Annotated in this window: 14 protein-coding genes; 6 read left to right on the forward strand and 8 right to left on the reverse strand. The window is 60.0% G+C overall.

The window, feature by feature from the left end:
• Window positions 1-13: 13 nt before the first annotated feature.
• Window positions 14-1,045: a class I SAM-dependent methyltransferase gene (locus I8E17_RS20115; protein WP_069610261.1), complete on the reverse strand. Its 1,032-nt coding sequence runs from the start codon at window positions 1,043-1,045 to the stop codon at window positions 14-16.
• 253 nt (window positions 1,046-1,298) lie between these two features.
• Here I8E17_RS20115 and I8E17_RS20120 point away from each other — a divergent pair, with 253 nt between their 5' ends.
• On the forward strand, window positions 1,299-3,242 hold the full coding sequence (locus I8E17_RS20120; RefSeq protein ID WP_229002170.1) for an EAL domain-containing protein: 1,944 nt from the start codon (window positions 1,299-1,301) through the stop codon (window positions 3,240-3,242).
• Between the two features lie 34 nt (window positions 3,243-3,276).
• Window positions 3,277-3,663 carry an ester cyclase gene (locus tag I8E17_RS20125; protein ID WP_069610263.1) on the forward strand — a complete coding sequence of 129 codons (387 nt, stop codon included), beginning with the start codon at window positions 3,277-3,279 and terminating at the stop codon, window positions 3,661-3,663.
• Here the strand turns inward: I8E17_RS20125 and I8E17_RS20130 are convergent.
• From I8E17_RS20130 to I8E17_RS20150, 5 genes are all read right to left on the reverse strand, one after another.
• Window positions 3,660-4,862: an MFS transporter gene (locus tag I8E17_RS20130; RefSeq protein WP_069610264.1), complete on the reverse strand. Its 1,203-nt coding sequence runs from the start codon at window positions 4,860-4,862 to the stop codon at window positions 3,660-3,662. The two genes, I8E17_RS20125 and I8E17_RS20130, sit on opposite strands and share 4 nt — an antisense overlap.
• A gap of 122 nt (window positions 4,863-4,984) precedes the next feature.
• Window positions 4,985-7,312, reverse strand: a complete 2,328-nt coding sequence (locus I8E17_RS20135; protein WP_069610265.1) for a cation:proton antiporter — start codon at window positions 7,310-7,312, stop codon at window positions 4,985-4,987.
• A 155-nt stretch (window positions 7,313-7,467) separates the two neighbouring features.
• Entirely contained in the window at window positions 7,468-8,673 is a 1,206-nt protein-coding gene (pcaF, locus tag I8E17_RS20140; RefSeq protein ID WP_069610266.1) for a 3-oxoadipyl-CoA thiolase, read from the reverse strand.
• A 114-nt stretch (window positions 8,674-8,787) separates the two neighbouring features.
• Window positions 8,788-9,477: a CoA transferase subunit B gene (locus I8E17_RS20145; protein ID WP_069610267.1), complete on the reverse strand. Its 690-nt coding sequence runs from the start codon at window positions 9,475-9,477 to the stop codon at window positions 8,788-8,790.
• On the reverse strand, window positions 9,474-10,181 hold the full coding sequence (locus I8E17_RS20150) for a 3-oxoacid CoA-transferase subunit A (protein ID WP_069610268.1): 708 nt from the start codon (window positions 10,179-10,181) through the stop codon (window positions 9,474-9,476). The genes I8E17_RS20145 and I8E17_RS20150 overlap by 4 nt, the downstream gene beginning before the upstream one ends.
• Before the next feature lie 153 nt (window positions 10,182-10,334).
• Here I8E17_RS20150 and I8E17_RS20155 point away from each other — a divergent pair, with 153 nt between their 5' ends.
• Window positions 10,335-11,090 carry an IclR family transcriptional regulator gene (locus I8E17_RS20155; RefSeq protein ID WP_069610269.1) on the forward strand — a complete coding sequence of 252 codons (756 nt, stop codon included), beginning with the start codon at window positions 10,335-10,337 and terminating at the stop codon, window positions 11,088-11,090.
• Window positions 11,091-11,093: 3 nt separating this feature from the next.
• On the opposite strand, the gene I8E17_RS20160 is transcribed toward I8E17_RS20155, so the two are convergent.
• Entirely contained in the window at window positions 11,094-11,981 is an 888-nt protein-coding gene (locus I8E17_RS20160; protein ID WP_069610270.1) for a helix-turn-helix domain-containing protein, read from the reverse strand.
• Window positions 11,982-12,094: 113 nt separating this feature from the next.
• Between I8E17_RS20160 and pobA the strand changes: the two genes are divergently transcribed.
• On the forward strand, window positions 12,095-13,267 hold the full coding sequence (pobA, locus tag I8E17_RS20165) for a 4-hydroxybenzoate 3-monooxygenase (protein WP_069610271.1): 1,173 nt from the start codon (window positions 12,095-12,097) through the stop codon (window positions 13,265-13,267).
• Window positions 13,268-13,274: 7 nt separating this feature from the next.
• Here pobA and pcaQ read toward each other — a convergent pair whose 3' ends face one another.
• Entirely contained in the window at window positions 13,275-14,201 is a 927-nt protein-coding gene (gene pcaQ, locus I8E17_RS20170; protein WP_069610272.1) for a pca operon transcription factor PcaQ, read from the reverse strand.
• A 94-nt stretch (window positions 14,202-14,295) separates the two neighbouring features.
• Here pcaQ and pcaD point away from each other — a divergent pair, with 94 nt between their 5' ends.
• Window positions 14,296-15,102 (forward strand): 3-oxoadipate enol-lactonase, encoded by an 807-nt coding sequence (gene pcaD / locus I8E17_RS20175; protein ID WP_069610273.1) that lies wholly within the window; start codon window positions 14,296-14,298, stop codon window positions 15,100-15,102.
• On the forward strand, window positions 15,102-15,506 hold the full coding sequence (gene pcaC / locus I8E17_RS20180; protein WP_069610274.1) for a 4-carboxymuconolactone decarboxylase: 405 nt from the start codon (window positions 15,102-15,104) through the stop codon (window positions 15,504-15,506). Before pcaD ends, pcaC begins: the two co-directional genes overlap by 1 nt.
• Window positions 15,507-15,512 lie beyond the last annotated feature (6 nt).

The following is a 15,512-nucleotide window of genomic DNA, read 5'->3' on the forward strand; positions in this document are numbered from 1 at the left end:
CGCTTGCCGTCGGCTATACGGTCAGAACCGCGTATATGACGCCACCGTTTTCGCCGCGTGTAAGGGAAACTTCGGCGATCGGGTGTTTGACCTTGTCGATGATCGACTGGACATCCTCGTCCGTTCGCCAGATCAGCGGCCAGTTCATGAAGGTCTCCATATAACCTTCGACACCGATATCCTTGGCGAAGTTTGCGAGCAGGAACTTGCCGCCGGGCTTCAGCATCTGCAGGCAACGTTCCGTCAGACGCACGGCTACGCTTTCCGCCAGATAATCGTAAAGGCCGGCTGCATAGATGAAGTCGAACGTGCCGAGCTTCTGCGCGCGTCCCAAAATGGTGCGAACGGAGCCGTTGATCGCTTCGATGCAGGTGCCATGGAAGGTCGAGCTCACCGCCCCGACACTGACTGGATCCTGATCAAGCGCGACCCAGCGCTTGAGCCTGCCGCTCTGCAGAGCCTTTGAGAGCTCCGCTTCGCGAAGATGGCCGGCCGCGATTGCCAGGACTTCGGCGCCATCCGTCACCTCCGCCACTGCATCGACGTGGGCTGCCAGGATCTCGCGCCTTTCTCGCACGGCGACGGCGGATGGTGCGCGCCGGGTGAAATCGTAAACTTCTGCGCCCAGCGCCGAAGCTTCCGCCACCTGTGCGGCAACGGCCGGATGTTCATAGATGAAATCCAGCAGATAGGCATCGCCGCTGTAGCCGCGCGGCTTTTCGAAGGACCATCGCGTCAGAGGGTCCTGCAGCAGATAGGACGACACGGGATGCCCCTGCGCCACCGAGGCGAGATGTGCCCAGGTAAGGGGTGTCGTCTTGTTTTTCAGCGCCTGCAGACGCTCCGTCAAGGCTTGCATGGTGCCTGGAACGGGCGCGTTTGCTTCGAACGACTGCTGCGTGAGGGAGAGAATGAGGGCGAGTTCGGCCTCGCCCTCCTTTATTTGGTCGGTTGCAATGTGGTCACCGGACGATCTCGTATGTTCCGAGATGGACTGGGAGGTAACGAGGCTGAAGCCATCAAGAGCGGTTTGAAATTGTTTCAATTTTAAATCATTCCGTGAACACTACACAAACCATATCTCATATAAAAATTGAGCGCTATGGTTTTGTTAATGTCGCTGCGGCAACGCTGTCGTTATCAAACGGATCAAATTAGCCGCCGTGGTGAAGCGAGCGATTTGTTCATTCGAGCGACGCAAAGGTAACGCGGTGGACATGAGGTCTCGGCTAACTCGGGTGATGATGAGCATGCGTCGATTGTCGGGAAACAGCGATCTTGGTCCGAGCGAGGCTCGCATGACTAACCGCCCCGATGAGCTGCGCGGGCTCTACAAAGCCTATAGCAACGATGCGCGGCGCGTCTTGGCTCGCAGCGGTCTGTGGCTTGCCGTGCCCGTTTATATCCTCTTCCTGGTCACGGACCTGGTCTTCATTCCCGACGTCTCGCACGTGACGATCCCTGCGCGGTTTCTGATCGGGGGCTTTTCGCTTTTGATCCTGGAAATGCAGTTTTCGCGGCAACGTCGTGCCGGCGAGCTTGAGGCGACATGTGCTGCGGCCGTCGTTCTTGGATATGTCGTGTGGCTGCTGCCGGCATTGCAGACGGCCAATGCCGAGGCATTCTCCTATTATGCCGCCTTCGGCGCCATTTTCATGATGGGCGTTAACCTGTTCTTCAGCCTCGAATTCGGCCTGGCATTGATGTCGTCAGGGCTGATCTTCGCCTTTTTCCTGCTGTCGCTGACGGAATTTCACTACAGCGCCGCCTACTGTCTGGCCTTCACCACCTTCTATCTCTGCTGCTTCGTGTTCACCTCTTATGTGAACTGGAAACTGAACAAGGAGCGTTTCAACGTCTTTCTCAATGCCAGGGAAGCGGAGCTGCAGCAGCGCCAGGCGGCCGAACGCGGCGAGGCGCTTCTGCGCCTTTCCATTACGGATTCCCTGACCGGAATGGAGAACAGAAGAGCCGCGGATATAAGACTGAAACAATTTTGGGATCGCTGGCGCGAGAAGGGCGCAGCATTCGCCATCCTGCTGGTCGATGTCGACTTCTTTAAGAAGTATAATGATTATTACGGCCATCAGGAGGGGGATCACTGCCTTGTGACGGTTGCCAATGCGCTGTCGAACATCGTTGCTCCACTCGGGGCAACGGTCGGACGTTACGGCGGCGAGGAATTCATCGTTATCCTCGATCTGGAGAGCAGTTCGGATGCGCTGGCTCTGGCGGATGCCATTTGTCAGGGGATAGAGGCTCTCGATATCGTCCATGCACAGCGTCTGGACGGCTTCGGGCATGTCACGGTGAGCGTTGGAGCGACCATTACGAGAGACGTCGCCGGCGCGAAGCTGGAGAATGTGATCAACGAGGCCGACCGTGCGCTGTATTCGGCAAAGGCGAGCGGCCGCAATTGCGCACGGATATTCGATCCGAACGAGCTGCCGGGCGGCGATGCGAGCGAGAATATCGCAGCCATTCTGAAGATCGCCATCCAGCAGAACCTCGTCTCGCTGGTCTACCAGCCGATCCAATATCTCCAGACTGGAGAAATCGGTGCCTATGAAGCTCTGATGCGCCTGCAGTTGCTCGATGGGTCGAATGCATCTCCGGCCGTCTTTATCCCGATAGCGGAACGCACCGGCGCCATCATGGAGCTCGGCTATTGGGCGATCAGAAGGGCCTGCTGTGATTTGCTTACCCGCGATATCGTCGACACGGTCAGCATAAACGTTTCTCCGATCCAGCTGCGGGCTCCGGGTTTCGCCGCGCAGGTGGCCGCTATTCTGGCGGAAACGGGCGTTTCGGGTCACAGGGTGGCGTTCGAGATCACCGAGGGCGTCGATATGGAGATACGCCCCGATGTCCTCGACAGCATTCAGGATCTGAAGAAGCTCGGCATCAAGTTCTGGCTGGATGATTTCGGCACAGGTTTTGCCGGGTTGTCGTGGCTTCGCCTGATGGAGTTCGAAACCGTCAAGATCGACAAATCCTTCCTGCATGACGCGGCAAGCAACGATGGTGCGAAGATCCTTCTCGAAGACATCATCGGTCTGGTGCGCAATCGCGGCCATCGTATTCTGGTCGAGGGCGTAGAGGACGAGGAGCAGCTCAATCTCGTCAAATCCTTTGGCATCGATGCCGTTCAGGGATATCATATCGGCCGTCCGGCACCGGCGCTCAAGCATCCGATTACGATGATGCATACGAGTCGCCGCCGTCTGCAGGCATCGGCCTGAAGCGCAGGCCGCCTCCGGGGCCAAGGTGATGAGAATGGCAAGCGTCGATCTGTCCGAGATCTACCGAGGCTATATTGCCTGCCTGAACAAGCAGGATTGGTCGAATCTCGGTAAATTCGTCCATGAAGACGTGCATTACAATGACGCCTACATTGGACTATCAGGTTATCGGCAAATGCTCGAAGGCGATTTTCGCGCCATTCCCGATCTTCATTTCGATATCACTCTACTGATCTGCGAACCGCCACGCGTCGCAAGCCGCCTGCAATTTGATTGCAGACCGACGGGAATGCTGTTCGGTATGGCGGTGAATGGCAGAAGGGTGCAGTTTGCCGAGAATGTCTTCTATGAGTTTCTGGATCGGCGGATCCGGAACGTCTGGTCTATCATCGACAAGGCTGCCATCGCAGCTCAGCTCTAGGACTTCTTGCCGAGGCGCAACGCGATAAAGCCTGCTGCGAATGCCGCGAGGCCGCTTGCGATAATCGGGCCGGAATAGCTGCCGGTATGGTCGAAAATAAAGCCTGCTGCAGTCGGCCCGATCAGGGCTGCCACACCCACGGCCGAATAGAGATACCCGATAACTGCACCAATCTGGCGCGTGCCGAACAGATCGGCGGCGACAGCCGGATAAAGGCCGACGCACCCGCCATAGCTCATGCCGAAGATCAATGCGAACAAGATCAGCTGGATCATGCCTGATGCCGATGCCCATATGGCAAAGGAGGCCGCGACCGCAAGGGTGAGCGATGCCAGCAGCTGCCGGCGGCCGAAACGATCTCCCAGGCCTGCCAGAAAGAAGCGGCCGATGACGCTGCCGACACCGATAAAGCTGACAAGGGCGGCTCCGTCCTGAATGGAAAGCCCCATGTCGCGGGCGGCGGCGACGATATGAACATAGGGGATGAAGGTGCACAGAGAGGACAGGAGCAGCACGATATAGAAGAGCCAGAACCGTCCGTCACGCCATATAGCGGGGGGCTTGGGATTGCCGGCGTACGCCGGGGACGAGATCGTACCGTCCCGGCGCTTGCGGACAAGCAGTGCCGCCGGCACGCCGAAAACGGCGAAGATGCAGGCAAGCGCAAGGAAACACCCTCGCCAGCCGATGAAGGGAAGAGCCTGGCCGATGGCAAAGGGCAGGATCAAGGTTCCAAGGCCAATCCCGGCCGTCGCGATGCCCGACGCCTGGCTTCGTTTGTGGATGAACCAGGATTGCACCGCGCCGATCGCCGGAACGTATGACAGGCCGATCCCAAACCCGACGCCGAAGCCATACCAGATGTAAAGTGCCGTCAGGGATCCGGCACGACTGGCGCCGATATAGCCAATGATCATTGCTCCCAATCCCAGAAGAACCAGGCTGCGCGGTGACCATCTGTCGGCGAGAGGCCCGGCAATCGCGCCGAGCGAGTAGAAGAGAAATGCGGAAATGGAAAAGACGAGGGCGACCTCGCCGCGCGACGCATTGAACTCCGCAGCAAGCCCCGGCAACGTGGCGGAGAAGGAGTAGGCGGCTCCGAACGTCACGGTCGTCAGCACATGGGTGGCGGCGACGACCTTCCATCCCTCCCGCGTATCGGCTTCTTCATGGTCGCGCGAGAGGATAAGGTCGGACATATCGGGCTCGGCAAAAGATCGTGCTGCCGGTCAATATGCTTCACGGGGCTAGGTTCGAGAAATGAATAGTGCTGATGGCGCCCATTGATTCTCTTGATCCATCCCACCGTTGATGGACAGGGCTATTCGCGAATTGCCTGCGAGGCGGCCAAGTCGGTTTCAATGAAGACGCATGATCTGTCTGCGGTTTGCAGCAGTGTGTCTGCCACGCTGCCATAGGAGAGGCTGCCACTGGCTCGCTTGCTCACGCCGAGCACGATCAGATTATATTTGCCGCTTCGGGCGTGCCGCAGGATCGACAGCTCCGGTGAGGGGCCTTGCTGCACGACCTTCTCGATCTCGACGCCATAGTAATCCGCGATCGCGCCGACCTTGTTGAGAACGTCCCATTGGTCATTGCCCCGGTCGCTGATGCGCGGAATGGCTCTGACCTGTCGCGGTTCAACGATCAGCAGCAGGGCGCAATGGGCTCCCGCCGCCTTCGCAATCGCAAGCCCGAATTCGGCTGCTCGGACGGAGCGTTCGGTGCCGCTGACCGGCAGCAGGATTCTCAGCTCTTGGGGACGTTCGGGGAGCATACCGCGTGCTGTTGCGATAGCTGACGTTCCCTGGAAGGCAGAGGTCATGATTTGCAGGGACGTGCTGAAGCGCCCGTCTTCGCCCATGGTCGGTTCGATGCCCATGAAGAGGAGATCGTGGCCGGTACCCGAGACATCCTCGAGCATGGTTTCCAGCTTGTCGTTCTTCTCCCGGACCGTAACATGGATATCGCTTTCGCTGGCCATATTCTGCTTCGGGGAAGCCGACGCGAGTAAATCGGTCGCGCATTGTCTCAAATCGTCAGCGACGGCTCGACCTTGCGGCGCCGCGCCCGTCGTCGCTGTATCATTTGGATCTTGTATTGCGTCGCTTGGTTCCCTGATATCCAGGACGGTGACAGGCATCTTGCGCGTCACAGCGAAGAAGGCGGCGATCCATGTGGCGAGGCGGCTGCTTTGCGAGCCATCCACGGTCAGCAGGATGCGTTCGAAATTTCCCAGGAAGCTTTCGCTTTCGAATTCTTCACGTTCGAGCCGGTCACGTTCCTCTTCGCGCAATGGCAGGCGCGCAAGCGCCCAGCGAAGCGTTGGCGGCATCGCCATCGTGGTGATGACGGCCATGGCGACAATGATGGAGAAGAGTTTTTCGTCCAATACGCCGACTGACAGGCCTATGGTCGCGACGATGACTTCCGTCGATCCCCTTGCGTTCATTCCGCAGCCGAGCGCCAGAGCTTCGGATGCCGAATAGCCGCCAAACTTGGCGGCGGCAAAAGCGCCTCCGAACTTGCCGATGCTCGCTATGACGACGATGGCGGCCGTCAGCAGCAAGATGGAGGGATCGGCAAGCACGGTGAGATCGGTCTGCAGGCCCGTTAGCCCGAAGAAAACAGGCATGAACAGCGCCGTCGTCAAGCCGCGAAGCTGGACGTCGATCTGTCGGGTAAGGATCGGCGATTCACCGACGAGAATGCCGGCGACGAAGGCGCCGAGCACGGTATGGACGCCGATGAGATTGGTGATGATGGCCATCCCGCCCATGATCGCAACGATGGCGCTGAGCACGGGCAGATCGCTGCGAAAATTATCGTTGGTCCAGCGGATGATCTCGAACACGATCCGTCGTCCCACAGTGAAGCTGACGGCCATGAAGGCCAGTGTGCCGATGACGCTGGTCGCCAGTGTCATGAGATCGACCGCCCCTTTTTCCGCAAGACCAAAGGTTATGGCGATGATGACCCATCCAACCGTATCGTCGATAATGGCCGAAGCGACGATCAGCTGACCGATGTTCCGGCGCATGAAATCCATTTCGCGGACGACGGAGGCGACGATCTTCACGGAAGAGATGGAAAGCGCGGTACCAAGAAAAAGTGATGTGACCAGCCGCTTTTCAGGATCGGGAAGAAAGGCGCCCGGGATGAGCTCGCCGAGTGCAAAGCCGGCCGCAAAGGGAATGACGATGCCCGTCAGCGAAACGCCGGCCGCAGATTTGCGCAGGCGTTTCGCAAGACCGAGATCGGTTTCCATGCCTGCGAGCAGCAGAAGAAAGAGAATGCCGAGCTGACCGATCGCGTCGGTCATGCTCTTTTGTGCGCCCTCCGAAGGAAAAAGGCTCGCCTGTGCATGGGGGAAGATCAAGCCGAAAAGGGAGGGGCCGAGAATGATGCCGGCAATGATCTGACCCATGATGGACGGCTGGCCGATGCGCACCATCAATTCGCCGAGCAATCTGCCCGATACGACAAGCAGAATGATCTGGATCAGGAACAGCCCTTCCGAAGGGTGGCCGGCCTTTTGCCCCTCGGCGGCGAAGGCGGATTGCGCAATCGACAGCAATAGGGTGAAGGCAATGAGAATGATAAGGGCGCTTGACGGAAATGCTTTTAAGACATTCTGGCGTGACGGCATGGACTGATCCCACTGAGCAGCAGGAAAAACGCGCCAGAGCCTTTGCCGTTCCAGATTTTATCGTTGGTTGCAGCCTTCAATGGCCCGGCGTCGGGTTTCGACCGTGAGCATGGTCCGCCGCTCATGTGGCGCCGGACCCCGCCTGTTCGCAACGATCAGACCCGTTCCAGCGCAATGGCGATGCCTTGGCCGACGCCGATGCACATGGTCGACAGCGAATAGCGACCGCCGGTTTCTTTCAGTTCCAGAGCTGCAGTGCCGGTGATGCGGGCACCGGACATACCAAGCGGATGTCCAAGCGCGATGGCGCCGCCATTACGATTGACGCGCGCGTCGTCATCGGCAATGCCGAGTTCGCGCAACACGGCAAGCCCTTGCGAAGCAAATGCTTCGTTCAATTCGACAACGTCGAACTGTTCCTGCCGCATGCCGAGGCGCGTCATGAGCTTGCGCGAAGCCGGTACGGGACCGATGCCCATGATGCGCGGGGGAACACCGGCGACCGCACCGCCGAGAATGCGAGCAATCGGCGTCAGGCCGTATTTCCTGGCAGCTGCCTCTGAAGCAATGATGAGCGCGGCAGCGCCATCATTGACGCCGGAGGCGTTGCCGGCCGTCACCGTGCCGCCTTCCTTCTTGAAGGGCGTGCCGAGCTTGGCAAGCGCCTCCATGGTGGTTGCGCGCGGATGCTCGTCCTTGCCGACGATGACGGGATCGCCCTTGCGCTGCGGGATCGTGACCGAAGTGATTTCCTTGGCAAGCCGGCCGTTTTCCTGTGCCGTGGCTGCCTTTGCCTGCGAACGAACGGCAAAGGCGTCCTGGTCTTCACGGGTGACCTTGTAATCTTCTGCGACGTTCTCGCCGGTTTCCGGCATGGAATCCACGCCGTATTGCTTCTTCATGACAGGGTTGATGAAGCGCCAGCCGATGGTGGTGTCGTAGATCTCGGCATTGCGCGAAAAGGCGCTTTCGGCCTTGGGGATGACGAAGGGTGCGCGCGACATGCTTTCGACGCCGCCGGCGATCATCAGTTCAGCCTCGCCGGCGCGGATGGCGCGGGCGGCTGCGATAACGGCATCCATGCCCGAGCCGCAAAGCCGATTGATCGTCGTGCCGGGCACTGAAATCGGCAGGCCGGCCAGCAGGCTTGCCATGCGCGCGACGTTGCGATTGTCCTCGCCCGCCTGGTTGGCGCAGCCATAGATAACATCATCGACGGCTTCCCAGTTGACGGAGCCGTTGCGCTCGATCAGCGCTTTCAGCGGCATGGCGCCGAGATCGTCGGCGCGAATGGAGGAGAGCGATCCGCCGAAGCGGCCGATCGGCGTGCGGATATAATCACAGATGAAGGCTTCGGTCATGGTCTTCTCCCAACGGCATGTCGCGCAAAAGTGAGCAACGGATTTGCGACAACGGCATGCGAAATATTATAAGCTTAAAGCATTGCGCGCGAATCTGAAAGATCGCAACGCGCTTTAGAGCGTCGGCACGATCAGGTCGGCAACCGCGCCGTCTGTATGCAGGGGCGCACCGGTCATCGCTTGCAGCTCGTTCATCGTCATGGCAGCGAGTTTTTCGCGCACGACGAAACCTTGCTTGCCAATGTCGATGACCGCATGGCTCGTATAGATGCGGGTGATGCAGCCGACACCGGTCAGCGGAAAGGTGCAGGCCTCCACCAGTTTCGGCTTGCCGTCCTTGGTCACATGTTCGGTGATGACGAAGACCTGCTTGGCGCCATGGACCAGATCCATGGCTCCGCCGACGGCTGGCACGCCCTTGGAGCCGACGCGCCAATTGGCGAGATCGCCATTCTGCGCCACTTGATAGGCGCCGAGGATCGCGACATCCAGATGGCCGCCGCGCACCATGGCGAAGCTATCGGCGTGGTGGAAAAAGGAGGCGCCTGGTTTCAGCGTGACGGCCTTCTTGCCGGCGTTGATCAGATCCCAATCTTCCTCGCCTTCCGCCGGCGGCTCGCCGAAATTCAGGATGCCGTTTTCGGTGTGGAAGATCGCCTGGCGGCCAGGAGGCTGGTAGCGAGCGACCATTTCCGGAAAACCGATGCCGAGGTTAACATAGGCGCCATCTTCGATATCCTGCGCCGCGCGCCAGGCGATCTGGGCGTTGGAGAGCTTGATGTCTTCGCGTGTGTCGGTGGTCATACGTAGGCCACTCCGGCTCGAATGAGATTTTCTTCCTGCTGCGGATCGGCGACCTCAACGACGCCGTTGACGAAGATCCCGGGGGTAACGATGTGTTCGGGATCGAGCTCGCCGGCGGCAACGATTTTCGAGACCTGTGCGATCGTCTTGGCCGCGGCCATGCACATCAGCGGATTAAAATTGCGGCCGGCCTTGTTGTAGATGAGATTGCCCTGCACATCCCCGACTTCAGCCTTGACGATGGCGAAATCGGCCTTGAGCCAGCGCTCCTGAACATAGTGGCGGCCGTCGAATTCGGCGATGACCTTGCCGTTGGCGAGTTCGGTGCCATAGGCGGTCGGTGTGTAGAAAGCCGGAATGCCGGCGCCGCCGGCGCGGATGCGTTCGGCGAGCGTCCCCTGAGGCACCAGCTCCAGCTCTATTTCGCCGGCTAGATAGCGGTCGGTGAAGGCGCGTGGATCGGATGAACGCGGGAAGGAGCAGATCATCTTCCTGACCATGCCGGCATCGATCATCGCAGCGATGCCGATACGCCCGTTGCCGGCATTGTTGTTGATGACGGTCAGGTTCTTCGGGCCTTTGTCGATCAGCGCATGAATGAGTTCGATCGGCGCACCGGAGCCGCCAAAGCCGCCGATCATGACCGTCGCACCATCTCCGATCTCGGAGACGGCAGCCGCCGTGCTCGCAATTGTCTTATCCATGCGCAAACTCCCACTTGCCAATGCGGGCGGACCAAGGCGCCCCGTCCTCTTCCTTCGAATAAAACAGCACGAGCTCGACGGCAATCATTTTGTGCGATATTTGACATTTGTTCATATATCGCACAAACTAACTGTCGAAATTGAGAATCTAAGATGCGCGAAACGGATTTCGTCGGCGGCTTTGCCAAGGGTTTGAAAGTGATCGAAGCCTTCGGCGAGACGCAGCAGCGCCTGACGATCGCCGAAGCGTCGAAGCTGACAGGGCTCGATCGCGCCACCGTGCGCCGTTCGCTGCTGACGCTCTCCGAACTCGGCTATGCCACTTATGACGGCAAATTCTTCACGCTGACGCCGAAGATCCTGAGGCTCGGCCACGCCTATCTGGCCGCGACGCCGCTGCCGACCATCATCCAGCCCCATCTCGATCAGCTTGCCGAGCGCGCCGGGCAGAATGCGTCAGCCTCGGTGCTCGACGGCACGGAGGTCGTCTACATCGCCCGCGCCTCGCAGCGCCGGGTGATGTCGATCAACCTGACGCCAGGCAGCCGGCTTCCGGCCTTCTGCGCCTCGATGGGCCGCGTCCTGCTCGCCGCCTTGCCGGAAAGCCAGGCGCGTGCGGTGCTCGAGCGGAGCGACCTCAAGGCGAACACGCCGAATACAAAGACCGATCCTGAGGAACTGATGGCGGAGTTCCGCCGAGTGAGGGAGCAGGGCTATGCCGTCATCGATCAGGAACTGGAAATCGGCCTTTGCTCGATTGCCGTGCCGGTCGAAAACGATCGCGGCCAGACCGTGGCAGCGATCAATATCGGTGCTCCGGCTGCTTATGTCGCGGCTTCCGACATGGCGGATCGCTTTCTGCCACTGCTGAAGGAAACGCAAAAGGCGCTTCGGCTGGTGCTGCCGTAACCATCACATTCCCAGCCTCTCCCTCTCCTCGATCCGCCAAGCGCGCGGCGTCTGGCCAGTCTGCTTGACGAAGAAGCGGGAGAAATAGGCGGGATCGGCAAAGCCGAGGCGATAGCTGATTTCCTGAACGGTCGCGAAGGTGAAGACCAGCTCGCGCTTGGCCTCATCCAGCAGCTTGCGCGTGATCAGCTCATGCGCGCCGTGCCCGGTTCTGCCACGCACGATGCGGCTGAGATGGGCCGGCGAGATGCCGAGGCTTTCGGCATAGAAGGCGGCCGGCTTATGCGAACGGAAGTGACGCTGGACGAGGCCCTGCAGCATCTCCATGCGGCGCTCGCTCTCGTCGCCCGGATTGGATTCCTCATCAGCTTTCTGGGCGATGCGGGCCGTCAGCAGCAAGGCCGAGGTCAGATAGGCATCCAGCAGATCGTTGCGGCCGTTGCGGTGGCTCGCAAATTCCTCTCCCAGGCGTCTCAGTGTGCTGGCGACGTGGGCTGCGTCTTCATCGCGGGTGTCGAGCAAGGTCAGATGCGGATCTGCAAGCCATGTGCCCAGCCGGCTGCGATCGCCAGGGGATGCCTTCAGATGCGAGATCAGCACCGTGATGACGAAGCCGTCAATATCTCGCGAAAAGCGGAAACCGTGATTGAGGTGTGGCGGCACCGTAATGACGGCGGGTGGCGTTATGGCATGGGGAGTTCCGTCAAAGATGGCATCGCCGGATCCGGCGTGTATGTACAAGATCTGGAAAAAGCTCTCATGCCGATGCGGGCGAATCTCCCAATGATGAAGGCTGCTGCGGGAGGGAATTGTCTCGCAATGCAGCCAGAAATCCGGCTTTCGGCCGGTATTTTCGCCATAGAGCTCATAGGTCGGTACGGTCTTCGTCATGGCACTCCTCTCTCGCCATGTTCGATTTGTGCAATTTCATGACCGAAATGTCCATTGCGGACGTGCCTCGCGCCGAAGAGACTTGAGGCAAGAAATAGGCATGGGAGGAGACGATGCGCACTCAAGTCGCCATTATCGGTTCGGGGCCGTCCGGGCTTTTGCTCGGCCAGCTGCTGACGGAGGCCGGCATCGATAACATCATTCTCGATCGGGTCGGCAAGGATTATATTCTCGGCCGCGTCCGCGCCGGCGTGCTGGAGGAAGGCACCGTCCGATTGCTGGATCAGGCGAAATCCAGCGCGCGGCTGCATGCCGAGGGCTTGCCGCATGACGGCTTCTCGCTTGCCTTCGACGGCCGCGATCATCGCATCGATCTTCATGGTCTCACGGGCGGCAAGCGGGTTGTGATCTACGGCCAGACGGAGATGACCCGCGACCTGATGGCCCGCCGCGAGGAATGTGGCGCTCCAACCATATACAGCGCTGCCAACGTCCAGCCGCACGGTTTCGATGGCGATATGCCCTATCTGACCTATGAGAGAGACGGCGTTTCCCATCGCATCGATTGCGATTTCATTGCCGGCTGCGACGGTTTTCACGGCGTCAGCCGCAAATCGGTTCCGGAAAAGGCGATCCGCAGTTTCGAGAAGGTCTATCCCTTCGGCTGGCTTGGCGTTCTGGCGGAAGTGACGCCCGTCAATCATGAGCTGATCTATGCCAACCATCCGCGCGGATTTGCGCTATGCTCGATGCGATCGATGACGCGCAGCCGCTATTACATTCAGTGTCCCCTTGACGAGAAGGTCGAGGACTGGAGCGACGACCGCTTCTGGGATGAGCTGCGCCGTCGGCTGCCGGCCCATCATGCCGAGGCGCTGGTGACGGCGCCATCCTTCGAGAAATCGATCGCGCCGCTACGCTCCTTCGTGGCTGAACCCATGCGTTTCGGCCGCCTTTTCCTCGTCGGCGATGCCGCGCATATCGTGCCGCCGACCGGCGCCAAGGGCCTGAATCTGGCGGCAAGCGACGTGCATTACCTGTTTTCGGGTCTCGCCGAGCATTATCAGGACCGCTCGAACGCCGGACTGGAAGCCTATTCCGCCCGCGCGCTTGCCCGGGTCTGGAAGGCGGTGCGCTTTTCCTGGTGGATGACGACGATGATGCATCGCTTTCCCGATACAAATGATTTCGACCAGAAGATCCAGGAAGCCGAACTCGACTATCTCACCCATTCGCGTGCCGCCTCGACCGCGCTCGCCGAGAACTATGTCGGCCTGCCGTTCTAGACGAGATCTAAAGCTTCTTGGCGACCTCGTTTGCCGCTTCCCGGATGGTCTGCATCAGGATCGACAAGGGAAGGGTGGGGATGGCGTCAGTGCGCATGGTCAATCCGACCGGTCCCTTCGTTTCGCTGGTATCGATCGGCAGAAGTGCTAATAGTCCATCCTCGACATCGCCGGCAACGACTCCGGCCGAGATGATCCAGATGGCGTCGCTCGAGCGCACGAACGCGCGGCCGAAGGAGTCGGAGACGGTTTCGATTTGGTTGGGTAGTCCGCCTGCGCCGTTGGCGATCAGAAAGCTTTCGACGAAAGGCCGGATGATCGAGCCGCGCGTCGGCATCAGGATCGTGTAGCGATTGAGATCGGAAAACAGCGACTGCCTTTCGGACAGAAGTGGATGGCCGGCCCGGACAGCAAAGACGACCTGTTCGGAATAGAGGTGCTCGAAGGAAAAGCCGGTCATCTTGTCGGGGCTCGCCAATCGGCCGACGACCAGATCGAGATCGCCGACGCGCAACTGCTCCAGAAGGACCGCGTTTTCGCCTGTCACGATCTTGATGCGGCTCCAGGTCTCTTCCTTGAGGAACAGGTCCATTGCCCGTGGCATGATCCGCGTCGAAACCGTCGGCAATGCGCCGACGCGGATCGGCGGCGCTTCGCCGGAGCGCTCCTGCGAGACGGAATCCAGCCCTTGTCGGAGTGCTGTCAACGCGGCACCGGCATGGCGCAGAAAGACTTCGCCATAGCGGGTGATGCGGATGCCGCGCCCGTCGCGCTCGAAGACGGCGACGCCAAGCGCTTCTTCCAACTCGCGGATCGTCTTTGTCACCGCCGGCTGGCTGATATTCAGCAGGCCAGCCGCCTTGATCACGCTTTTCTGGCGCGCAACCTCGACAAAGGTCTGCAGATGGCGGAACTTTATGCGTGCGTCGAGCATGCCAACTCATAACCCCTGAGTTATCGTAGAGCAAAGAAATATCATTTTACCTAACCAGATTATACATCCAATCTCGCAACAGAGGAGATTTCCAGTGCAGTTTGCCCGCATCAACGACGTCACGATCCATTACCAGATCATTGGCGGCCCCGCCGACAAGCCGGTTCTTGTCTTTGCCAATTCGCTCGGCACCGATTTCCGGATCTGGCGGGATGTGATCGTGCGGCTCGCCGGCGATTTCGCCATCGTGCTTTACGACAAGCGCGGCCATGGTCTCTCCGATCTCGGCCAGATGCCCTATACCATTGAGGACCATGCGACCGACCTCGCCGGCCTGCTCGATTTCCTCTCGGTCAAGAATGCCATCATTTGCGGCCTGTCGGTCGGGGGGCTGGTCGCGCAGTCGCTCTATCAGCGGCGGCCGGATCTGGTGCGGGCGCTGATCCTCTGCGACACCGCCCACAAGATCGGTACGGCCGACAGCTGGAATGCCCGCATCGCTCAGGTAGAGGCCGAAGGCATCGAATCCATCGTCGATGCCATCATGGAGCGCTGGTTCACGCCCGCCTTCCGTCGTCCGGAAAACATCGCCTATGCCGGCTATTGCAACATGCTGATCCGCCAGCCCGTCGCAGGCTATGCCGCCACCTGCGCGGCTCTTCGCGATGCCGATCTGACCGAAGCCGCGACAAAGATCGCCGTGCCGACCATCTGCATCGTCGGCGATCAGGACGGTTCGACGCCGCCGGAGCTGGTGCTTTCGACGGCAAAGCTCATTCCGAATGCGCGTTATGAAGTGATCAAGGACGCGGGCCACATCCCCTGCGTCGAACAACCCGAGGCGTTGACCGAAGTCATCCGTGCCTTCATCGATGTCGTCCTGCGTGGAGAGCAAGCCTGATGAATGACCCCACCATGCCGTCCGAGCGCTATCTGCAGGGCATGGCAACGCGCCGCGCTGTGCTCGGCGACGCCCATGTCGATCGCGCCCAGCAGACCGTGACCGATTTCGACCAGCCCTTCCAGGAGCTGATCACCGAAGCGGCCTGGGGGCATGTCTGGTCGCGCCCGACGCTCAGCCGTCGCGAGCGCTCCATCGTGACGATCGCGCTGCTGGCGGCACTCGGCCAGGATGACGAGGTGGCCATGCATGTGCGCGCCACGCGCAACACCGGCGCGACGCGCGACGATATTTGCGAGGCGCTTCTGCATGTGGCGATCTATGCCGGCGTGCCGGCGGCAAACCACGCGATCAAGATCGCCAAGCAGGTTTTCGAACAGATGGACGCCGAACAGGCGGCATGAAGCGAG

It is taken from the genome of Rhizobium sp. AB2/73, from assembly GCF_020871915.1.
Taxonomy (GTDB): domain Bacteria; phylum Pseudomonadota; class Alphaproteobacteria; order Rhizobiales; family Rhizobiaceae; genus Rhizobium; species Rhizobium dioscoreae.